Below are 17,074 nucleotides of genomic sequence, written 5' to 3' on the forward strand. Positions count from 1 at the left end.
AAGGGCGTGCGCAATGGGGCTCATGCGGGGTAGGAGATCGCTGGTGGTCGTCTCGACCGTCGCACTGGCGATGGGAGGCGTGGGAGGCTGGTCCTCCGCGACCGCCGCACCGGGGGAGCCAGCAGTGAGCGAGACGCTCTTCGCCACCTCGTTCGAGGACGGCCAGCCGCAACCGACCTGGTCCAGCACCGTGGAAACGGGCCCGGACGGCACGCCCAGGACGTCGGGCGTCAACGGCTCGGACTCGACCGGCATCCCCGGCAACGTCACCGACCGCGTGGTCGACGTGGCGGCCAACTCGGAGAACTCCGGGTCGGGCGAGGTCAAGGAGAACCTGGTCGACGGCAACGTGTCGTCCAAGTGGCTCACCTTCACGTCGACCGGCTGGGTGCGGTTCACCTTCGCCGAGCCGGTCGCGGTCAGGCGCTACGCGATGTCCTCGGCCAACGACGCGCCCGAGCGCGACCCGAAGGACTGGACGCTGCGCGGTTCCCACGACGGCACGACGTGGACGCCGGTCGACGCCCGCACCGGCGAGGTGTTCACCGAGCGGTTCCAGACCAAGACCTACGACACCGCCAACACCGAGGCGTTCAAGCACTACCAGCTCGACATCTCCGCGAACGCGGGCGGTGTGAACCTCGTCCAGCTCGCCGAGGTGCAGTTCTCCGACGGCTCCACCACCCCGCCCGCGCAGAACATGCGCACCACCGTGGGCAAGGGCGCCAACGGCGGGTACAACGCCAAGGCGGGCGCGGGGTTCACCGGCGTGAAGGCGTTGCGGTACCAGGGAACGCACGTGGCCGCCGAGCGCGGTTACTCGTACAACAAGGTCTTCGAGGTCGACATCCCGGTCACGCCGACCACCGAGCTGTCCTACCTGATCTTCCCGTCGTTCATCACCGACGACCTGAACTACCCCTCGACGTTCGTGTCGCTCGACCTCGCGTTCTCCGACGGCACCTACCTCAGCGACCTCGGCGCGCGCGACCAGCACGGGTTCGAGCTGTCACCGCGCGGCCAGGGCGCGGCGAAGTCGCTCTACACCAACCAGTGGAACCGGATCGCGTCGGTCGTCGGCGCGGTCGCGGCGGGCAAGACGATCAAGCGGATCCTGGTCGCCTACGACAACCCCGACGGGCCGGCCGGGTTCAACGGCTGGATCGACGACATCGCGGTCAAGTCCGCGCCCGCGGTGGTCGAGCGCCCGCGGCCGTCGGACTGGGTGCTGACCAACCGCGGCACGAACTCCAGCGGCTCGTTCTCGCGGGGCAACAACTTCCCGGCCACGGCGGTGCCGCACGGCTTCAACTTCTGGTCGCCCATGACCAACGCGGGCTCGATCAGCTGGCTGTACGAGTACGCGAAGAACAACAACCGGGACAACCTGCCGACGTTGCAGGCGTTCACCGCGAGCCACGAGCCGAGCCCGTGGATGGGTGACCGGCAGACGTTCCAGGTGATGCCGTCCACCGGCACGCCGACCGCCGACCGGGCCGTGCGCGCGCTGCCGTTCAAGCACGAGAACGAGACCGCGCAGGCGCACTACTACGGGGTGAAGTTCGAGAACGGGATGCGCACCGAGATCGCGCCGACCGACCACGCCGCGCTGTTCCGCTTCACGTTCGTCGACGACACGTCCAACCTGGTGTTCGACAACGTCAACAACAGCGGCGGGCTGACCCTGGACCCGGCCACGGGTGTGGTGACGGGCTTCTCCGACGTCAAGAGCGGCCTGTCGACCGGCGCCACCCGGCTGTTCGTGTACGGCGTGGTGGACAAGCCGGTGCGGTCGAGCGGTCGGCTGACCGGCGTGGGCCGGGACGACGTGGCGGGCTTCTTCCAGTTCGACACCTCGGGCGACAAGACGGTGACGATGAAGATCGCCACGTCGTTGCTGGGCGTCGACCAGGCGAAGCGCAACCTGGAGCTGGAGGTGTCCGCTTCGGACACGTTCGAGTCGGTGCGCGACCGCGCGCAGCAGGCGTGGGACCGGGTCCTGGGCATGGTCGAGGTGGAGGGCGCCTCGGAGGACCAGCTGACCACCCTGTACTCGAACCTCTACCGGCTCTACCTCTACCCGAACTCGGGCTTCGAGAACACCGGCACCGCCGACGCGCCCAAGCACCAGTACGCCTCCCCCGTGCAGGCGGCCGGGCCGTCCACGCCGACGCGGACCGGCGCGAAGGTCGTGGACGGCAGGATCTACGTCAACAACGGGTTCTGGGACACCTACCGGACCACCTGGCCCGCCTACAGCCTGTTCACGCCCGAGCGCGCGGCCGAGCTCGCCGACGGGTTCGTGCAGCAGTACCGGGACGGCGGGTGGATCTCGCGCTGGTCGTCACCCGGTTACGCGAACCTGATGACCGGCACGAGCTCCGACGTGGCGTTCGCGGACGCGTTCGTGAAGGGCGTGCCGCTGCCCGACGCCAAGGCCGCCTACGACGCGGCGGTGAAGAACGCGACGGTCGCACCGCCGAACGCGGGCGTCGGCCGCAAGGGCCTGGACACCTCGATCTTCACCGGTTACACGTCCACCGCCACCGGCGAGGGCATGTCGTGGGCGATCGAGGGCTACGTCAACGACTACGGCATCGCGAACATGGCGCAGGCGCTGCACGAGCGGACCGGGGACGCGCAGTACCAGGCGTCGTACGAGTACTTCTCGAACCGGGCGCAGAACTACATCCACATGTTCGACCCCTCGACGGGCTTCTTCCAGGGCCGCAACCCCGACGGCACGTGGCGGGCGCCCACCGACGAGTACGACCCGCGCGAGTGGGGCCACGACTACACCGAGACCGACGGCTGGAACATGGCGTTCTCCGTGCCGCACGACGGGCAGGGCCTGGCCAACCTGTACGGCGGTCGCGAAGGGTTGGCGAAGAAGCTGGACGAGTTCTTCGCCACGCCGGAGACGGCGAAGTTCCCCGGCTCGTACGGCGGCGTCATCCACGAGATGACCGAGGCGCGTGACGTGCGGATGGGACAGCTGGGGCACTCCAACCAGGTGTCGCACCACATCACCTACATGTACGACTACGCCGGTCAGCCGTGGAAGACGCAGGAGAAGGTGCGCGAGATCCTGTCCCGGCTCTACCTGGGCAGCGAGATCGGCCAGGGCTACCCCGGTGACGAGGACAACGGCGAGCAGTCGGCGTGGTGGCTGTTCAGCGCGATGGGCTTCTACCCGCTGCAGATGGGCAACGACTCGTACGCGATCGGGTCGCCGCTGTTCAAGAAGTTGACCGTGCACCTGGAGAACGGGCGCGAGCTGGTGGTCAACGCGCCCGCGAACTCGGCGGAGAACATCTACGTGCAGTCGCTGAAGGTCAACGGGAAGAAGTGGGACAAGTCCTACCTGCCGCACGCGGAGATCGCCTCCGGTGGCGTGCTGGACTTCGAGATGGGGTCCGCGCCGTCCCGCTGGGCCACCGGTCCGGACGCCGCGCCGCCGTCGTTGACCAAGGGTGCCGAGGTGCCGGCGCCGCTGCGGGACGTGACGCTGCTCGGGACCGTGACCGGGGCCCCGGCCTCGGTGGTGGACAACACCTCGCAGACGTCCGGTGCGCTGTCGTGGTTGCAGGTGGACCTGCCGTCGAAGAAGGAGAGCGCCACCTACTACACGTTGACCTCCGGCAAGGCGGGCGGCGACCCGGCCGCGTGGGTGCTGAAGGGCTCGTACGACGGTGTCGCCTGGTCGACCGTGGACGAGCGGTCGGGCGAGGCGTTCCCGTGGCGGCAGCAGACCCGGGCGTTCAAGATCGCCCGACCCGGTCACTACCAGCACTACCGGCTGGAGTTCCCGGGATCGGTGACGGTGGCCGAGTTCGAGCTGCTGGCCAAGCCGTTCGTGACGTGCTCGGCCACGGTGACCGGTGAGCACGCCGGGCCGTTGCGCGTGCAGTCGGGCGTCACGTGCGTGGACGGGGCCACGGTGACCGGTCCGGTGACGGTGGCCGCGGGCGCGTCGCTGTACGTCTTCGGCGGGAAGGTGGAGGGCCCGGTGAACGCGACCGGCGCGGCGGCGGTCGTGCTGGTGGGGACGTCGGTCGGCGGGCCGGTGAACGTCACCGGCACCACCGGTGAGGTGTCACTGGAGCAGGTGAACGCCGGCGGGCCGGTGCGGCTGGTGGACAACAAGGGCGGCACGCTCGTCGCCGGCAACACGGTCGGCGGGCCGCTGTCGTGCACGGGCAGCGACCCGGCGCCGGTGGACAACGGCTGGGCGAACACGGTGAGCGGGCCCAAGACCGGTCAGTGCGCCGAGCTGTAGGCATCCCTGGTCCGGCATCCCGGGTCGGGCATTCCGGGTCGGGCATCTCTGGTGGGTCACCAGGAGATTCCGCGGCACCTCTGCGCGGAATCTCCTGGTTCGACCTGGAGCGTGGCGTGCTCGATGCGGTAGCGCTGGGCCAGCAGCGTCTGCGCCGCGCGCAGCACCTCCGCCGGATCGGCGTCGTCGCAGGTCGTCAGGTGCACGGAGGCGACCTCCATGCCGGAGGTGAGCGTCCAGACGTGCAGGTCGTGCGCCTCGGCCACGCCCGGCACGCGGTTCAGGTCGGCCTGCACCTCGGCCACGTCGAGGCGTTCCGGGGCGTGCTGGAAGAGGATGCGCAGCGCGCTCGCGGCCAGCTTGTAGGTGCGCGGGAGGACGAACAGGCCGATCGCGACACCCATGACGGGGTCGGCGTAGCGCCACCCGAAGATCAACGTGACGGCGCCGCTGACGAGCACGCCGACCGACCCGACCAGGTCGGCGAGGACCTCCAGGTACGCGCCGCGGACGTTGATGCTCTCCTTCGCGCCGCCTCGGAGCATCAGGAACGAGACGACGTTCGCGGCCAGGCCGCCCGCGGCGACCAGGACGACGGGCAGGCCGGCCACCTCGGGCGGGTTGCCGAACCGGCCGACGGCCTCGTAGACGACGTACCCGGCGACGCCGAACAGCAGCACGGCGTTGGCCAGCGCGGCCAGCACCTCGGCCCGGTAGAGGCCGAACGTGCGGCTGCCGCCCGTTCTCGCGCGGCGGGCCAGCATGATGGCGGCCAGCGCCATGCCGACGCCGAGGACGTCGGTGAGCATGTGGGCGGCGTCGGAGATCAGGGCCAGCGAGCCGGTGGCGATGCCGACGACGAACTCCGCCGCCATGAACGCCGCGCCGATGGCGAACGCCGTCCACAGCCGGCCGAGGTGCTTGGCGCTCCCGCTCCTCGACGGCACGCCGTGGCCGTGTCCGTGACCCATGGCCGGAACATATAGTCACATGCGCATGAGTGCAACCTGAGTGTCAGAGGCGCCACAACCGTCCCACTGCGCGGACCAGGCCCGGCGCGATCCGGTTGCCCAGGTGCGCCGCTTTCGCCTCCACCGTCACGGGTACCACGGTCTTGCCCTTGTTCACCGCGTCGAGGACCTCGGCCGCGACCTTCTCCGGCCCGAAGCCCCGCAGCCGGTAGGCCTTGGTGGCCCTCTCCCGCTGTTCGTCCTGCTCGGCACCCGTGGTGCCGGCGAACGTGAAGGTCTTGGTGATGTTCGTGCGCACGATGCCGGGGCAGATGGCGCTGACCCGGATGCCGTGCTCCCGCAGTTCGGCGTCCAGGCACTGGGCGAGCATGAGCACGGCGGCCTTCGTCGTCGAGTACGCCGACAGGGCGGCGGTCGGGAAGTAGCCCGCGGCGGACGCCGTGACGACCAGGTGGCCGCCTTCGGCGCGGTCCACCAGCTGCGGCGCGAAGGCCCTCAACGTGTGCACGACGCCCCAGAGGTTGACGTCCACGACCCGCCGCCAGTCCTCCTCGGAGGTCTTGAGGAACGAGCCGGCCACCCCGATGCCCGCGTTGGCCATGACGACGTCGGGCACCCCGTGCCGCGCCTTGATCCGTTCGGCCACCTCTCGTGTCGCCGCCGCGTCCGCCACGTCGAGCCGGTACGCGTGCCCGCCGACCTGCTCCGCCGTCGCCCGGGCGCTCTCCTCGTCCACGTCCAGCGCGACCACCTCGGCGCCCTGCTGCGCGAAGGCCAGCGCCGTCGCCCGCCCGATACCGCTGCCCGCACCCGTGATGACGACCAGCCGCCGTCGTCGCCTGCCGTCGATCGCGTCCTCGATGTGGCGGGCGACCTGCTCGGGGTGCGTCCGCGGCGCCCAGTGGCCGGCGTGCAGCCGACTGCGGGTCAGGTGGGGCGCCCAGGGCTCGGCGGCCTCCAGGTGCTGCCGCACCACGTACGGGTCATTGGTCAACTCGACCTGGTGCACCCGCACCGACACCGCCGCCGGCGGCTGACCGCGTCCCACGTTCGCCCGGTACAACCCCAACCCGTTGACCAACTCCCGCAACCCGGCGTGCAACCTCCTCCGCACCCAGGGCAACCGCCACACCACCTCCGCCGCCCCAGGCACCTGGAAACAGGCGATGTACCACGATCGCCGGAGCACACCGAACACGCGCACCGGCCGCAAACGATTGCGCTTCACCCAGTCACTGACGTGCCCCAGATCCGGCCCGGAAATACTGGTGAACGACAGGAACAAGTCGGGCCGAGCCGCCACCGCCGCCCACCCCTGCGTGGACCCCCAGTCGTGCCCCACCAGGTGAACCGGTCCCCCGACCTCCCCCACCACCGCCGCCAGGTCCTCGACCAACCGCTCAACCCGGTACCCCTCCACCCCCGCCGCCGCGTCCGACCGCCCACTGCCCCGGACGTCGTACCGAACGACCCGGAACCGCCTCCCCAACCTCTCCACGACCCCGTTCCACACGTCGGACGTGTCCGGGAACCCGTGCACCAACACCACGGGAACCCCGCCGTCCACCCCCTCCTCCCGAACCCGAATCCGCAGGTCACCACTTCGAACCGCCCACTCACGCCCCAGGTCCACAACCAACGAGGGTAGGCGGTGAAACCACCTGGCGGACATGCGCTAAGCTTCCTCCCGTAGCTGCGGCCCCCGTAGCTCAGGGGATAGAGCACCGCCCTCCGGAGGCGGGTGCGCAGGTTCGAATCCTGCCGGGGGCACCATCTCTCACCAGCACGACAAGGCCCTTGACCAGCGCAACCGCGGTCAAGGGCTTACTTGTGCGTCGGGCCGTTTCCGGTCAGCCCGCTGGACGATCGTGCCGCCCGGTGGCGGGAGTGGGTGGACGCCGTTCGGCGGGGAGGGCTTGGCGGCGGTTGTGGCGGGCGCCCGGTGTTCGCGCGCTGGATGATGGGTATCCGTTCGCCGGAAGTCCAGACTGGATTGGTCGTTCGTTCAACGTTGCGGTCGATCCCGCAGCGGTTGTCCGGTTTTCCTCACGTAGTCGGAGGGATTCGATGGTGGACGAGCTCAAGGGGCACGAGGTGCGTGACCCCCGCCGACTGCATGCCCCGGTCGAGGTCCAGCTGGACCAGGCCGCCGAGGAATTGACCCGCAGGTTGGCGGGCCGGATCGGTTACCAGGACGTCCGCGAGGCCGTGACCGACGCCTACCAGCGACTCGCCCGTCAAGCCAAGGTGCACCGCTTCCTGCCGATCCTGGCCGCCCGGTCGGCGCAGAACAGGTTGCAGGCAACGCCCTGAACAGTGGCGACACCACCCATGTCCGGTCACACGGGACGTCCATTGTGGAGAGTGGTGCGCCGGTTGTCCGGCTAGTGGTGCGGTCGGCGGATCAGGGTGGTGGCGTAGACGACGATCCAGGCCACCCACAGGAGCCAGCCGCCCAGGCCGAGCAGGCCCAGGGGACCTGGGGCGGCGGTGATCAGCGGGGTGAGGGTGGCGGAGGTGAAGAGGAGGGTGGCCGCGAGGTGGCCCAGGGTGGCGTGCCACCGGGGGATCAGGTTGGCGTGGCGGCCGCTGATGGACAGGCCCACGAGCGCCATGGCCAGGAAGACGCCGTTCAGGGTGAACAGGGTGTCGTGCAGGGACCAGAGGGCGCCGGTGGCGTCCGGGGCGGTTCGGGTGGTCGGCGGTAGGGCGAGGCGCAGGGCGATCACGGCGGCGAAGGTGCCGTTCTGGAGCAGGACACCGGCGAAGCCGACGAGGGACCAGGCCTCGCCCCGATCCCGGTCGGACTGCCGGGTTGCCACCACGACACCCGCGGCGAAGAGGGTGGACAGGGCCCAGGCCGTCGGCGTCAGGGCGGATGACAGACCGACGGTGGCTTGGTTGCCCGAGAAGTACGCGACGACGTCCGCGGTGCCGGCGCCGGTTCGAGGTGGGCCGGTGGGCACCATGATGGCGTTGGCCAGGACGATCAGGGAGGCGAAGCCCAGGCCGGCGAACCCGGCGATGCGGACGAACGGCCTGGTCGGCGCACCGACCGCATTCGTTTTACGCGGCATATATTCAATATAGAGGACGGCAAGAGGTGGGTGTGGGCGGGACGGGCAAGCGTCGTTACGACTCGTTGCGGCGGGTGGCGCAGGCGCAGGAGACGCGGGTCGAGATCGCTCGTGCGGCTCGCCGCCTGTTCGTCACCAAGGGCTGGGCGGCGACGACCGTGCGCGCGGTGGCCGAGGAGGCGCAGGTGTCCGTGCCGACGGTCTACGCGGCCTACGGGGACAAGGCGGGGCTCGTGCGGGCGGTCGCCGACGCGGCCACGACGTCCGCCGACATCACGGAGATGGTGGCCGAACTGGAGGACGCGTCGGGCGAACCGGAACGGCAGCTCGCGGCGATGGCGGCGTACGACCGGCGGCTGTTCGAGCGGTCGGGGGACGTGATCGCGCTGGTGCGCGAGGCCGGGCGGACGGAGCCGGAGTTGGCGGCGGCGTACGACGAGGGCCGCCGGCGTGGCGACGACACCCGCGTCCAGGTGTTCTCGTCCTGGCCGGACGGGGTGCTGCGGGAGGGGTTGGACGTGCCGTCGGCCGTCGACGTCTACGCGGCGCTGTGCAACATCGACGTCTACACCACGCTCACCGTCGAACGGGGTTGGACCCCGGACCGGGTCGAGCGGTGGTGGGGTGCGGCGCTGGCCCGTGAGCTCCTGGGTCGGTGAGGGCCCGGGTGGCGAGCCACTTCCCGTCGACGCGCACGGGTCGGCCGCGCAGGATCACCGCGATCGGGTGGGCCAGCTGGTCGAGGTCCGCGCGCGGGTCCTCGGCGTAGACCACGGCGTCGGCGGGCGCGCCCGGCGCCAGGCCGGGCAGCCCGAGGTACGAGCGGGCGTCCCAGGAAGCGGCGGCCAGGGCGTCGTGGGCGCGCATCCCGGCCGCGACGAGGGCGCGGACCTCGTCGACGATCCGGCCGTGCGGCAGCGAGTCCGTGCCCGCCAGCACCCGGACGCCCGCCTCGGCCGCGGCGGCGACCAGCGGTGCGTGGGCCTGCGCGCCCCGCAGGTACCACCGCTTGCCGGGGCTGTCCGGTCTGCCGCGCACTTCCGGCAACGTCCGCTCGAAGATCGACAACGTCGGCGTCAACGCGGTGCCCTGCTCGGCCATGCGCGCGAGCAGCTCCGGGTCCAGGCACATGCCGTGCTCGACCGAGTCGACGCCCGCCGCCACGGCGACCTCGCCACCCGCGGCCTGCTGGGTGTGCACCGCCACGCGCCCTCCCACCGCGTGCACCGCCCGCACCACGGCGGTCAGCACGTCGAGCGGGACCGGTTCGCCGGCGGGACCCCAGTCGCCGATGACCTTGGCCCAACCGGTGCGCGCGGCCTGGGCCGCGGCGAGCGCGGGCAGTTCGTCGTGGTCGGCCCGACGTCCCCAGCCGTCGAGGAACTGGTCGTGCTGCGCCAACCACGGACCGGCGTGCCGGGCGCGCGGCGTGTCGGGGTCGACGCCGAACCACGGCGGCGGGTCGCCGGCCAGGCCGGGCGCGCGGATCAGGGTCACGCCGGCGTCGACGTGCTGCCGGAGGTGCTCGCGCAGCATCGCGTGGTCGAGCGGAGCGCCGGGCGCCTCGGCGCCGGGGTGGGTGTGCGCGTCGACCAACCCCGGCAGCAGCCACCCCTCGGCCACCAGCTCGGCGTTCGGGACCGGGTCGGTGGTCCACCGGTCGCCGTCGGCGTAGAGGTCGACGTGCTCTCCGTGCGGGAGGGCACGACCACGAATCCGCACTACCACCACGGCACCCCCGTTCTACGGCCGAGCGATCCGCGCGGGGGCAGCGTCCCACCCGACACCGACAATCCGGTGGACTCGCGCCACGGGGAACCGGCTTGAGTCTCCGGTAGGGGGAGGCACGAGGGTGGTGCGCATGGACGGCGACGCGGTCTGCACGATCGGTGAGCTGGCTCGGCGGACCGGGTTGACGGTCAAGGCGATCCGGTTCTACTCCGACGCGGGGATCGTGCCGCCGTCCGGTCGCAGCCCGGCCGGTTACCGGCTCTACGGCCACGACGCCGTCGCCCGCCTCGACCTGCTGCGGACGTTGCGCGAGCTGGGACTGGACCTGCCGACGATCCGGCGGGTGCTGGACCGCGAGCTCACGGTGGCGGAGGTCGCGGCGGCGCACGCGGACGCGCTGGCGGCGCAGATCGGCGTGCTGCGGTTGCGCCGGGCGGTGCTGGTGGCCGTGGCCGAGCGCGGTGCCGGCCCCGAGGAGATGGGTCTCATGCACAGACTGGCCAAGCTTTCCGAGGACGGTCGCCGGCAGCTCGTCGACGAGTTCCTCGACGGCGCGTTCGGGGAACTGGCGGATGATCCCGCCTTCGCGGGGATCGTGCGGTCCTTGACGCCGGAGTTGCCCGAGCAGCCGGAGCCGGCGCAGGTCGAGGCCTGGGTCGAGTTGGCGCGGCTCGCGCAGGACCCGGGTTTCCGGGCGGCCGTGCGACGGCTGGCCGAGCACCACGTCCTGGTCCGCGATGGCCTGCGGCCCGATCCGGCGGCGGTGGTCCGCGACGCGGTGGGCCCGGCGTTGGCCGCGGCCGTCGAGCCGACGTCGGCGCAGGCCGGTCGGGTGGTCGCCGCGGTCCTGGCCCGGCTGCCGACCGTGCCGGTCGAACGGCTGGCGGCGTTGCTCCACGCCGCCGAGGACCCGCGCCGCGAGCGCTACCTGCGACTGCTGGCCGTGGTGAACGGGTGGGGCCCGCCGGAGAGCACGGCTCCGGCGTTCACCTGGTTCCTCCGGGCATTGGCCCACGACGCAACCGGCGCCGGTTGGTCGTGCGTCTCCCGATCCCGCGCCACCCGCGGGGTCGCGTCGGCGCCATCCGACACGGCGATCTTCCGGTCGGTGACGGCGGTCAGGCCGACGAGCGTCACGAGCGAGACCGCGGTCATGATCACGAAGACGGCGCGCAGGCCTAACGCGTGGGCCAGCGCGCCGCCGATCGCCGCACCCAGCGGCATCGTGCCCCAGGCGACCAGGCGGTAGGCGCTGTTGACGCGGCCGAGCAGGCGGTCCGGGGTGATGTGCTGCCGCAACGAGACCGCGACCACGTTGAGCACCGCGATCCCGCCGCCCGCGACCGTGAACGCGGCCGCGACCGCGTACGGGTCGGCGGTCACCGCCGGTGCCGCGACCATCAGCGTCCCGGCGGTGAACCCGACCGCCAGGGAACGCCCGCGACCCAGCTTGGCGATCACGCGTTCGGCGGCCAGGGACCCGACCAGGCTGCCGATGGCCGTGGTGGTGAGGAGCAGGCCGAAGAGCTGCCCGGTCAGTCCCATCGCCGATGCCGGGCCCACGGCGTACAGGACGAGGACCGCGCCCGACGCGGTGTTGGCTACGTTGAAGAGGCCCACCATGACGGCGAGGCTGCGCAGCACTCGGTGGCGGACCAGGAACCGCAGGCCTTCCGCGATGTCGGCACGCAGGGTGGTGCGGTGCTCGCGGTGGATCTTGAACGTGCCCCGGACCGACCACAGGGCGGCCAGCGCGACCAGCCAGAGCGCGGCGGGCGCGGTGAAGGCGGCCAACGCGCCCGCGGCGACCAGCAGACCGGCCAGCGGTGGGCCGACGAACTCGTTGGCGGTGAGCTCCACGGCGAACAGGCGGGCGTTGGCGCGGGGCAGGCGATCGCGGTCGACCAGCTGCGGCAGCAGGGAGTGGGCCGAGGTGTCGTAGAGCGTCTCGGCGACGCCCGCGGCGAACGCGATCGCGTACAGGAGCCAGATGTCCGTCCAGCCGAACGCCACCGCGGCGGCGAGGACTGCCAGCAGGAACGCCCTGGTGGCGTTGGCCCGGAGCATGGTGCGGCGGCGGTCGAGGCGGTCGACCAGCGCGCCCGCCGGGAGCGCGAAGACCAGCCACGGCAGGGTCAGGGCGAACGCCAGGCCCGCGATCAACGTCGGTTCGCGGGTGGTCTGGATCGCGACCAGCGGCAGGGCCACCTTGAACGTGCCGTCGGCGAGGTTCGACACGCCGGACGACGCCCAGAGGCGCCAGAAGGCCGTGCCCAGGGGTGTCGTCGATGCCACCGGTCGAGGATCGCACATCGATGGATTTTTCTCCATCGATGGAGTGGTCCACCGGTCGGCTAAGTTGTGCGCATGGCTGATCGGCGACGGCGCCCGGCGACGGTCGAGGAGACGAAAGCGCTGGCCCACCCGTTGCGGCTGCGGATCGTGCGGCTGTGCGCGCAGCAGGAGTTGACCAACAAGCAGTTGGCCGAGCGGTTGGGCCGCGACCCGGGAACCGTGCTCTACCACGTGCGGCAGCTGGCGTCGGCGGGCTTCCTGGAGCCGGGCGAGGTGCGCACGGGCGCCGGCGGGGCGTTGGAGAAGCCCTACCGGTCGACCGGGGTGTCGTGGTGGCTGGACGGCCCGCTGGCCGACAGCGGGCCGGTACCGAGCACGGCGCCGCTGGAGGCGTTCCAGGAGGAGTTGCGGGAGGCCGGGCCCGAGTCGGTGCGGACCTACGCCCGGTTCGCGCTGCACCTGTCGCCGGAGGACGTGGTCGAGCTGGACCGCCGGATCAGCGCCGTGCTGGACGAGTACGTGGCCACCGACGAGCAACGCCGGCACCTGCCGCTGCACGGCGGGTTCGTCGTCGTGCACCGGCTGAAGGAGTAGCGCTCACGGGTCGCGCCTGAGCTCCTCGGTCCGGCTCTGCAAGGCGTCGGCCCGCTCGTGCTCGCCCAAGCCGCGCAGGGTGTTGACCAGGTTCCCGGCCGACTGCAGCGCCTGCGGGTGCCCTTCGCCCAGCACCCGTTGGCAACGTGCCAGCGTGTCCTCGTGCAGCTCGCGAGCCCGTTCGAACTCGCCGAGCACTTGCAGGGCGAACCCGAGGTTGTTCGCGGACGCGAGGGTGTCGGGGTGGTCCTCGCCCAAGAGCCTGCGGCGACGGGTGAAGGTGTCCTCGTGCAGTTCCCGCGCGAGCTCCCCCTCGCCCAGTCCCCGGAGGATGTTCGCCAGGCTGTTCGCCGCCACGAGGGTGCTCGCGTCGTCCTGGCCCGACACGCTCCGCCGGTAGGCCAGGACCTCCTCCCCCAGTGCGCGGGCGGCCTCGAACTCGTGCATCCTCCACATCACCGTCGCGAGGTCGTTCATCGAGTTCATGGTGTGCGCGTCGTGCTCGCCGAGCACCGCCCTGCTGCGCGCCAACGTCGTCTCGTGCAGCTCACGGGCGCGCTGGTAGTCGCGGACGTCGGAGAGGCAGTTCGCGAGGTTGCGAGCGGACGCGAGAGTTCTCCGGTGGTCGTCGCCGTGCCGCGTGCGGAGCATCTCGTGGATGCGTTCGTGCAGCGGCAGCGCCTGACCGGGTTCACCCCGGCTGCGCAGGTACGACGCGGCCCGCTCCACCAGCTCCAGGACGAGGTCGACGTCCCGCCCCAGGTCGGCCGCGGTCAGCACGTGCGGTAGGAGTTGCCGCCAGACCGGCCATTGCGCCGGGTTGTTCCACGGATCTCCGGGTGCGGCGGCGAACACGACTCGGAGCGCGACGTCGGCCCAGCTCTGCTCCGATCGAGCGCGCAACAGCGCGGCCGGCACCCGGTGCAGGTGCAGGCTGTCGGGGCTGACGCGGGCCATGGCGCGGCGGCGGATGGTCCCCAGCGTGGCGGCGAGCGCGAGCGGGTCGGCGACGACGGTCGCGAGCGGGCCGGAGAGGTGCTCGCGCTGTTCGGCGATCATGGTCAACGGCACCGGCTCAGGTGCCAGCCAGGAGATCAGGGTGAGCAGCTGCGCCGCGGCCGGGTCGTCGGCAGCGAGGCGGTCCAGCGCCACCGTCCACGAGGCAGCCGCCGAGGTCTGCCCCCGGGCGAGGAGGTCGTGGGTCCGCTCGGCCAGCAGGGCCAGGTAGGTCTCGGCGGTGATGTTGGTGTCGGCCAGCAGCGCGGCGGCCTGGTCGACGGCCAGCGGCAGGTCGCCCAGCGCCTCGGCGATCCGGTCCGCGTCCGACTCCGTCAGCCGTGCGCGTTCGCGCAGCAGGCGGACCGACTCCGCTCTGGTGAACTCGGCGACGCCCAGGGGGTGCGCGATGTCGGTCCAGTCGGGGTTGCGGGACGTGATCACCACGTGACCGGGTCCGGTGGGCAGGTACTCGGTGAGCGCGGCCGGGTCCTCGGCGTTGTCGAAGATGACGAGCCAGCGGTCGCGGGTGCGGAGCTCCCCCAGCAGTCGGGCTATCGCGATGTCGGCCGTTTCGGTGGGGTCGGCCAGGCGCAGGGCCCTCGCCAGCTCGGCCAACCGGTCCGGGATCAGCTCGGCTGCTCCGGACGGGACCCACCAGGCGATGTCGTACTCGTCCGCGTGGCGGTGGGCGTGTTCGATGGCCGTGGTGGTCTTGCCGACGCCGCCCATGCCGTGCACGGCCTGCACCACCGTGGGCACGCGGGACAGGAGCGCGTTGCGGAGGTCGTCCAGCAGTTGCCCGCGGCCGGTGAAGCGGGCCAGGCGGGCGGGGATGCTCCACACGCGGGCGGACGGGCCGTGCGGGCGGCGCAGTTCGGTCAGGGCCTGGTAGACGGCGGTCTCCGCCTCGGCCGGTGACGAGACCGTGGCCGCGGTGACGCCGCTGTCGCGCAGGCGCTCGCGGAAACCCTCCTGCCGCGCGCCGTGCTGCGGGTCGCGGAACAGACCGGCCGGACCTTCCGCCTCGTCGTGCAGCAGGAACACCAGCCGGGGTAGTCCCGCGTCGCCCGCGGCCTCGTACTCCAGTTCGGTGTAGGACAGCTCCGGCCGGCCCCGCACCGGGGAGCCGTAGCGGAAACCGGCCAGCAGCACGTAGACGTCGGCGGCGGCCACCGCGTCGCGGCACACCTGCTCCGGCTGCTCGTCCCGGGCGGCGAAGTACCGCATGTCCGAGACCACGTCACCCGCACGGGTGATCGCGGATTCGACGGCGGCCACGAACGACGTGCCTGCCGGGTAGCGGCGCAGCTCGGAGGTGTGGCTGATGAAGACCCGGCGCGGCACTCCGGAGTTGTCCGGCATGCGCCGATGCTAACCGTGCCGGCCGCCCCGGACCCGCGAGGTCCACAGTGGACCGTGACTGCGCGGTTGCCGGGGCGGCGGGGGCGTTCAGTCGTTGACGCGACGCCGGTAGAGGGCGGTGGCCAGGACGAACGAGGCGAGCAGCAGGCCCACCGACCAGGCGGTCGCGATCCAGCCCTGGTCGCCGATCGGCGTGCCGGTGAGCAGGCCGCGCACGGTCTCGATGACGGGCGTGATCGGCTGGTGCTCGCTCACGCCCCGCAGGAACGACGGCATGGTGTTCGTCGGCACGAACGCGCTGCTCAGGTAGGGCAGGAACAGCATGAAGAAGCTCAACGCGCTGGCCGACTCGACCGACTTCGCCACCGCGCCCAACCCCGCCGCCAGCCAGGACAGCGCCAGCACGTAGAGCAGGAGCAGCCCGGCCACCGCCACCCACTCCGACAGGGACGCGGACGGGCGGAACCCCATCGCGATCGCCGCGCCCACCACGATGGTGGTGGACAGGGCGTTGCGGGCCAGGCTCGCGGTCACGTGCCCGGTCAGCACGGCGAAGCTGCGGATCGGCATGGAGCGCAGCCGGTCGATCATGCCGCTGGTCATGTCGTCGGCCACGGACATCGCGGTGGCCGCGGCGCCGTAACCGGTGCACAGCAGGATGATGCCGGGCACCACGTAGTTGATGTAGCCGGTGCCGGTGTTGATCGCGCCGCCGAAGACGTACACGAACAGGGCCATCATCAGCAGCGGCAGGACGATGGACATGATCAGCGTGTCGACGTTGCGCCTGCCCAGCCTGATGCTGCGGCCGATCATGGTCATCGAGTCGGTGATCGCGTGGCTCATGCGGGCACCCCTTCCCGGGCGGTGAGGGCGAGGAAGACGTCGTCGAGGGTCGGGCGGTGCGAGGAGACCTGGGCCGGTACGACGGCGGCGGCGCGCAGGTCGTCCAGCACGGTGTGCAGGTGCGTCGCGGTGCCGTCGGACGGCACGCTGAGCACGAGCCGCTCGTGGTCGCTGAAGCCGCCGAGCAACGCGGTCGCCGCGTCGAGCGCGGCGGCGGAGGTGAAGCGCAGGTCGAGCCGGTCGCCGCCGACCCTCGCCTTGAGGTCGTCCGCGGTGCCGTGGGCGGCCACCTTCCCCCGGTCCAGCACCATGATCCGGTCGGCGAGGCGGTCGGCCTCCTCCAGGTACTGGGTGGTGAGGAAGATCGTGGTGCCGGTGCGGACCAGGTCCCGGATGGCGTCCCACATGGTCGTGCGGCTGGCCGGGTCCAGGCCGGTGGTCGGCTCGTCCAGGAAGATCACCTTCGGCGCCGCGACCAGGCTCATCGCCAGGTCCAGCCGCCGTTGCATGCCGCCGGAGTAGGTCTTGACCCGGCGGTCGCCCGCGGCGACGAGGTCGAACCGCTCCAGCAGCTCGGCGGCGCGGACCTTGGCCGCCGACCGGCCCAGGTGCATGAGCCGGCCGACCATGACCAGGTTCTCCCGGCCGGTCTGCTCGGCGTCCACGGCGGCGTACTGGCCGGTCAGGCTGATCACGCCGCGCACCTTGGCCGGCTCGCGGACCACGTCGAACCCGGCCACCCGCAACTGCCCGCCGTCCGGGCGCGTCAGCGTGGACAGGATCCGGATGGTGGTCGTCTTGCCCGCGCCGTTGGGACCGAGCAACGCGAAGACCGACCCCTCGGCGACCTCCAGGTCTATCCCGTCCAGCACCGCGGTCGAGCCGTACGCCTTGCGCAGGCCGGTCGCCTCGACGATCAT

The 17,074-nt window shown here is 71.8% G+C and carries 12 protein-coding genes, 1 tRNA gene and 1 pseudogene; 6 read left to right on the forward strand and 8 right to left on the reverse strand.

The genetic code is table 11. The annotated features are described in order from the left end of the window. Positions 1–13: 13 nt before the first annotated feature. Entirely contained in the window at positions 14–4,279 is a 4,266-nt protein-coding gene (locus AB0K14_RS29315; RefSeq protein ID WP_360446732.1) for a GH92 family glycosyl hydrolase, read from the forward strand. A 56-nt stretch (positions 4,280–4,335) separates the two neighbouring features. Here AB0K14_RS29315 and AB0K14_RS29320 read toward each other — a convergent pair whose 3' ends face one another. Together AB0K14_RS29320 and AB0K14_RS29325 are read right to left on the reverse strand one after the other, a co-directional pair. Beyond that, positions 4,336–5,250, reverse strand: coding sequence for a cation diffusion facilitator family transporter (locus tag AB0K14_RS29320; protein ID WP_360446730.1), 915 nt, complete (start codon positions 5,248–5,250; stop codon positions 4,336–4,338). A 43-nt stretch (positions 5,251–5,293) separates the two neighbouring features. Then, on the reverse strand, positions 5,294–6,922 hold the full coding sequence (locus AB0K14_RS29325) for an SDR family oxidoreductase (RefSeq protein WP_360446728.1): 1,629 nt from the start codon (positions 6,920–6,922) through the stop codon (positions 5,294–5,296). A gap of 26 nt (positions 6,923–6,948) precedes the next feature. Between AB0K14_RS29325 and AB0K14_RS29330 the strand changes: the two genes are divergently transcribed. Both AB0K14_RS29330 and AB0K14_RS29335 read left to right on the forward strand, forming a co-directional pair. Continuing rightward, a tRNA-Arg gene (locus AB0K14_RS29330) sits at positions 6,949–7,023 on the forward strand. A 294-nt stretch (positions 7,024–7,317) separates the two neighbouring features. Further along, entirely contained in the window at positions 7,318–7,563 is a 246-nt protein-coding gene (locus AB0K14_RS29335; protein ID WP_364339336.1) for a three-helix bundle dimerization domain-containing protein, read from the forward strand. A gap of 71 nt (positions 7,564–7,634) precedes the next feature. On the opposite strand, the gene AB0K14_RS29340 is transcribed toward AB0K14_RS29335, so the two are convergent. Next, the gene (locus AB0K14_RS29340; RefSeq protein WP_360446724.1) at positions 7,635–8,327 is read right to left on the reverse strand and encodes a hypothetical protein; all 693 of its coding nucleotides are present in this window, start codon (positions 8,325–8,327) and stop codon (positions 7,635–7,637) included. Between the two features lie 26 nt (positions 8,328–8,353). Between AB0K14_RS29340 and AB0K14_RS29345 the strand changes: the two genes are divergently transcribed. Continuing rightward, positions 8,354–8,986, forward strand: a complete 633-nt coding sequence (locus AB0K14_RS29345) for a helix-turn-helix domain-containing protein (protein WP_360446722.1) — start codon at positions 8,354–8,356, stop codon at positions 8,984–8,986. Here AB0K14_RS29345 and AB0K14_RS29350 read toward each other — a convergent pair. Next, a complete protein-coding gene (locus AB0K14_RS29350; RefSeq protein WP_360446720.1) occupies positions 8,904–10,049 on the reverse strand; it encodes an amidohydrolase family protein in 1,146 nt (381 codons plus the stop codon). The genes AB0K14_RS29345 and AB0K14_RS29350 overlap by 83 nt on opposite strands. Before the next feature lie 139 nt (positions 10,050–10,188). Between AB0K14_RS29350 and AB0K14_RS29355 the strand changes: the two are divergent. Beyond that, positions 10,189–10,401: pseudogene (locus tag AB0K14_RS29355) on the forward strand (MerR family transcriptional regulator); the annotation flags it as partial. 581 nt (positions 10,402–10,982) lie between these two features. Here the strand turns inward: AB0K14_RS29355 and AB0K14_RS29360 are convergent. After that, the gene (locus AB0K14_RS29360) at positions 10,983–12,353 is read right to left on the reverse strand and encodes an MFS transporter (RefSeq protein WP_360446718.1); all 1,371 of its coding nucleotides are present in this window, start codon (positions 12,351–12,353) and stop codon (positions 10,983–10,985) included. Between the two features lie 72 nt (positions 12,354–12,425). Here AB0K14_RS29360 and AB0K14_RS29365 point away from each other — a divergent pair, with 72 nt between their 5' ends. Continuing rightward, entirely contained in the window at positions 12,426–12,947 is a 522-nt protein-coding gene (locus AB0K14_RS29365; RefSeq protein ID WP_360446716.1) for a winged helix-turn-helix domain-containing protein, read from the forward strand. Between the two features lie 3 nt (positions 12,948–12,950). Here the strand turns inward: AB0K14_RS29365 and fxsT are convergent, their stop codons facing one another. From fxsT to AB0K14_RS29380, 3 genes are all read right to left on the reverse strand, one after another. Continuing rightward, positions 12,951–15,308, reverse strand: coding sequence for an FxSxx-COOH system tetratricopeptide repeat protein (gene fxsT, locus AB0K14_RS29370; protein WP_360446714.1), 2,358 nt, complete (start codon positions 15,306–15,308; stop codon positions 12,951–12,953). 87 nt (positions 15,309–15,395) lie between these two features. Continuing rightward, positions 15,396–16,154 (reverse strand): ABC transporter permease, encoded by a 759-nt coding sequence (locus AB0K14_RS29375; RefSeq protein ID WP_360446712.1) that lies wholly within the window; start codon positions 16,152–16,154, stop codon positions 15,396–15,398. Continuing rightward, a complete protein-coding gene (locus AB0K14_RS29380) occupies positions 16,151–17,074 on the reverse strand; it encodes an ATP-binding cassette domain-containing protein (RefSeq protein WP_360446710.1) in 924 nt (307 codons plus the stop codon). The genes AB0K14_RS29375 and AB0K14_RS29380 overlap by 4 nt, the downstream gene beginning before the upstream one ends.

Source organism: Actinosynnema sp. NPDC050801 (assembly GCF_040673975.1).
Taxonomy (GTDB): Bacteria; Actinomycetota; Actinomycetes; order Mycobacteriales; family Pseudonocardiaceae; genus Actinosynnema.

Coding starts and splice junctions, on each gene's coding strand:
- AB0K14_RS29315 (WP_360446732.1), top strand. CDS start 14: ATGGGGCTCATGCGGGGTAGGAGATCGCTGGTGGTCGTCTCGACCGTC.
- AB0K14_RS29320 (WP_360446730.1), bottom strand. CDS start 5,250: ATGGGTCACGGACACGGCCACGGCGTGCCGTCGAGGAGCGGGAGCGCC.
- AB0K14_RS29325 (WP_360446728.1), bottom strand. CDS start 6,922: ATGTCCGCCAGGTGGTTTCACCGCCTACCCTCGTTGGTTGTGGACCTG.
- AB0K14_RS29335 (WP_364339336.1), top strand. CDS start 7,318: ATGGTGGACGAGCTCAAGGGGCACGAGGTGCGTGACCCCCGCCGACTG.
- AB0K14_RS29340 (WP_360446724.1), bottom strand. CDS start 8,327: ATGCCGCGTAAAACGAATGCGGTCGGTGCGCCGACCAGGCCGTTCGTC.
- AB0K14_RS29365 (WP_360446716.1), top strand. CDS start 12,426: ATGGCTGATCGGCGACGGCGCCCGGCGACGGTCGAGGAGACGAAAGCG.
- fxsT (WP_360446714.1), bottom strand. CDS start 15,308: ATGCCGGACAACTCCGGAGTGCCGCGCCGGGTCTTCATCAGCCACACC.
- AB0K14_RS29375 (WP_360446712.1), bottom strand. CDS start 16,154: ATGAGCCACGCGATCACCGACTCGATGACCATGATCGGCCGCAGCATC.
- AB0K14_RS29380 (WP_360446710.1), bottom strand. CDS start 17,074: ATGATCGTCGAGGCGACCGGCCTGCGCAAGGCGTACGGCTCGACCGCG.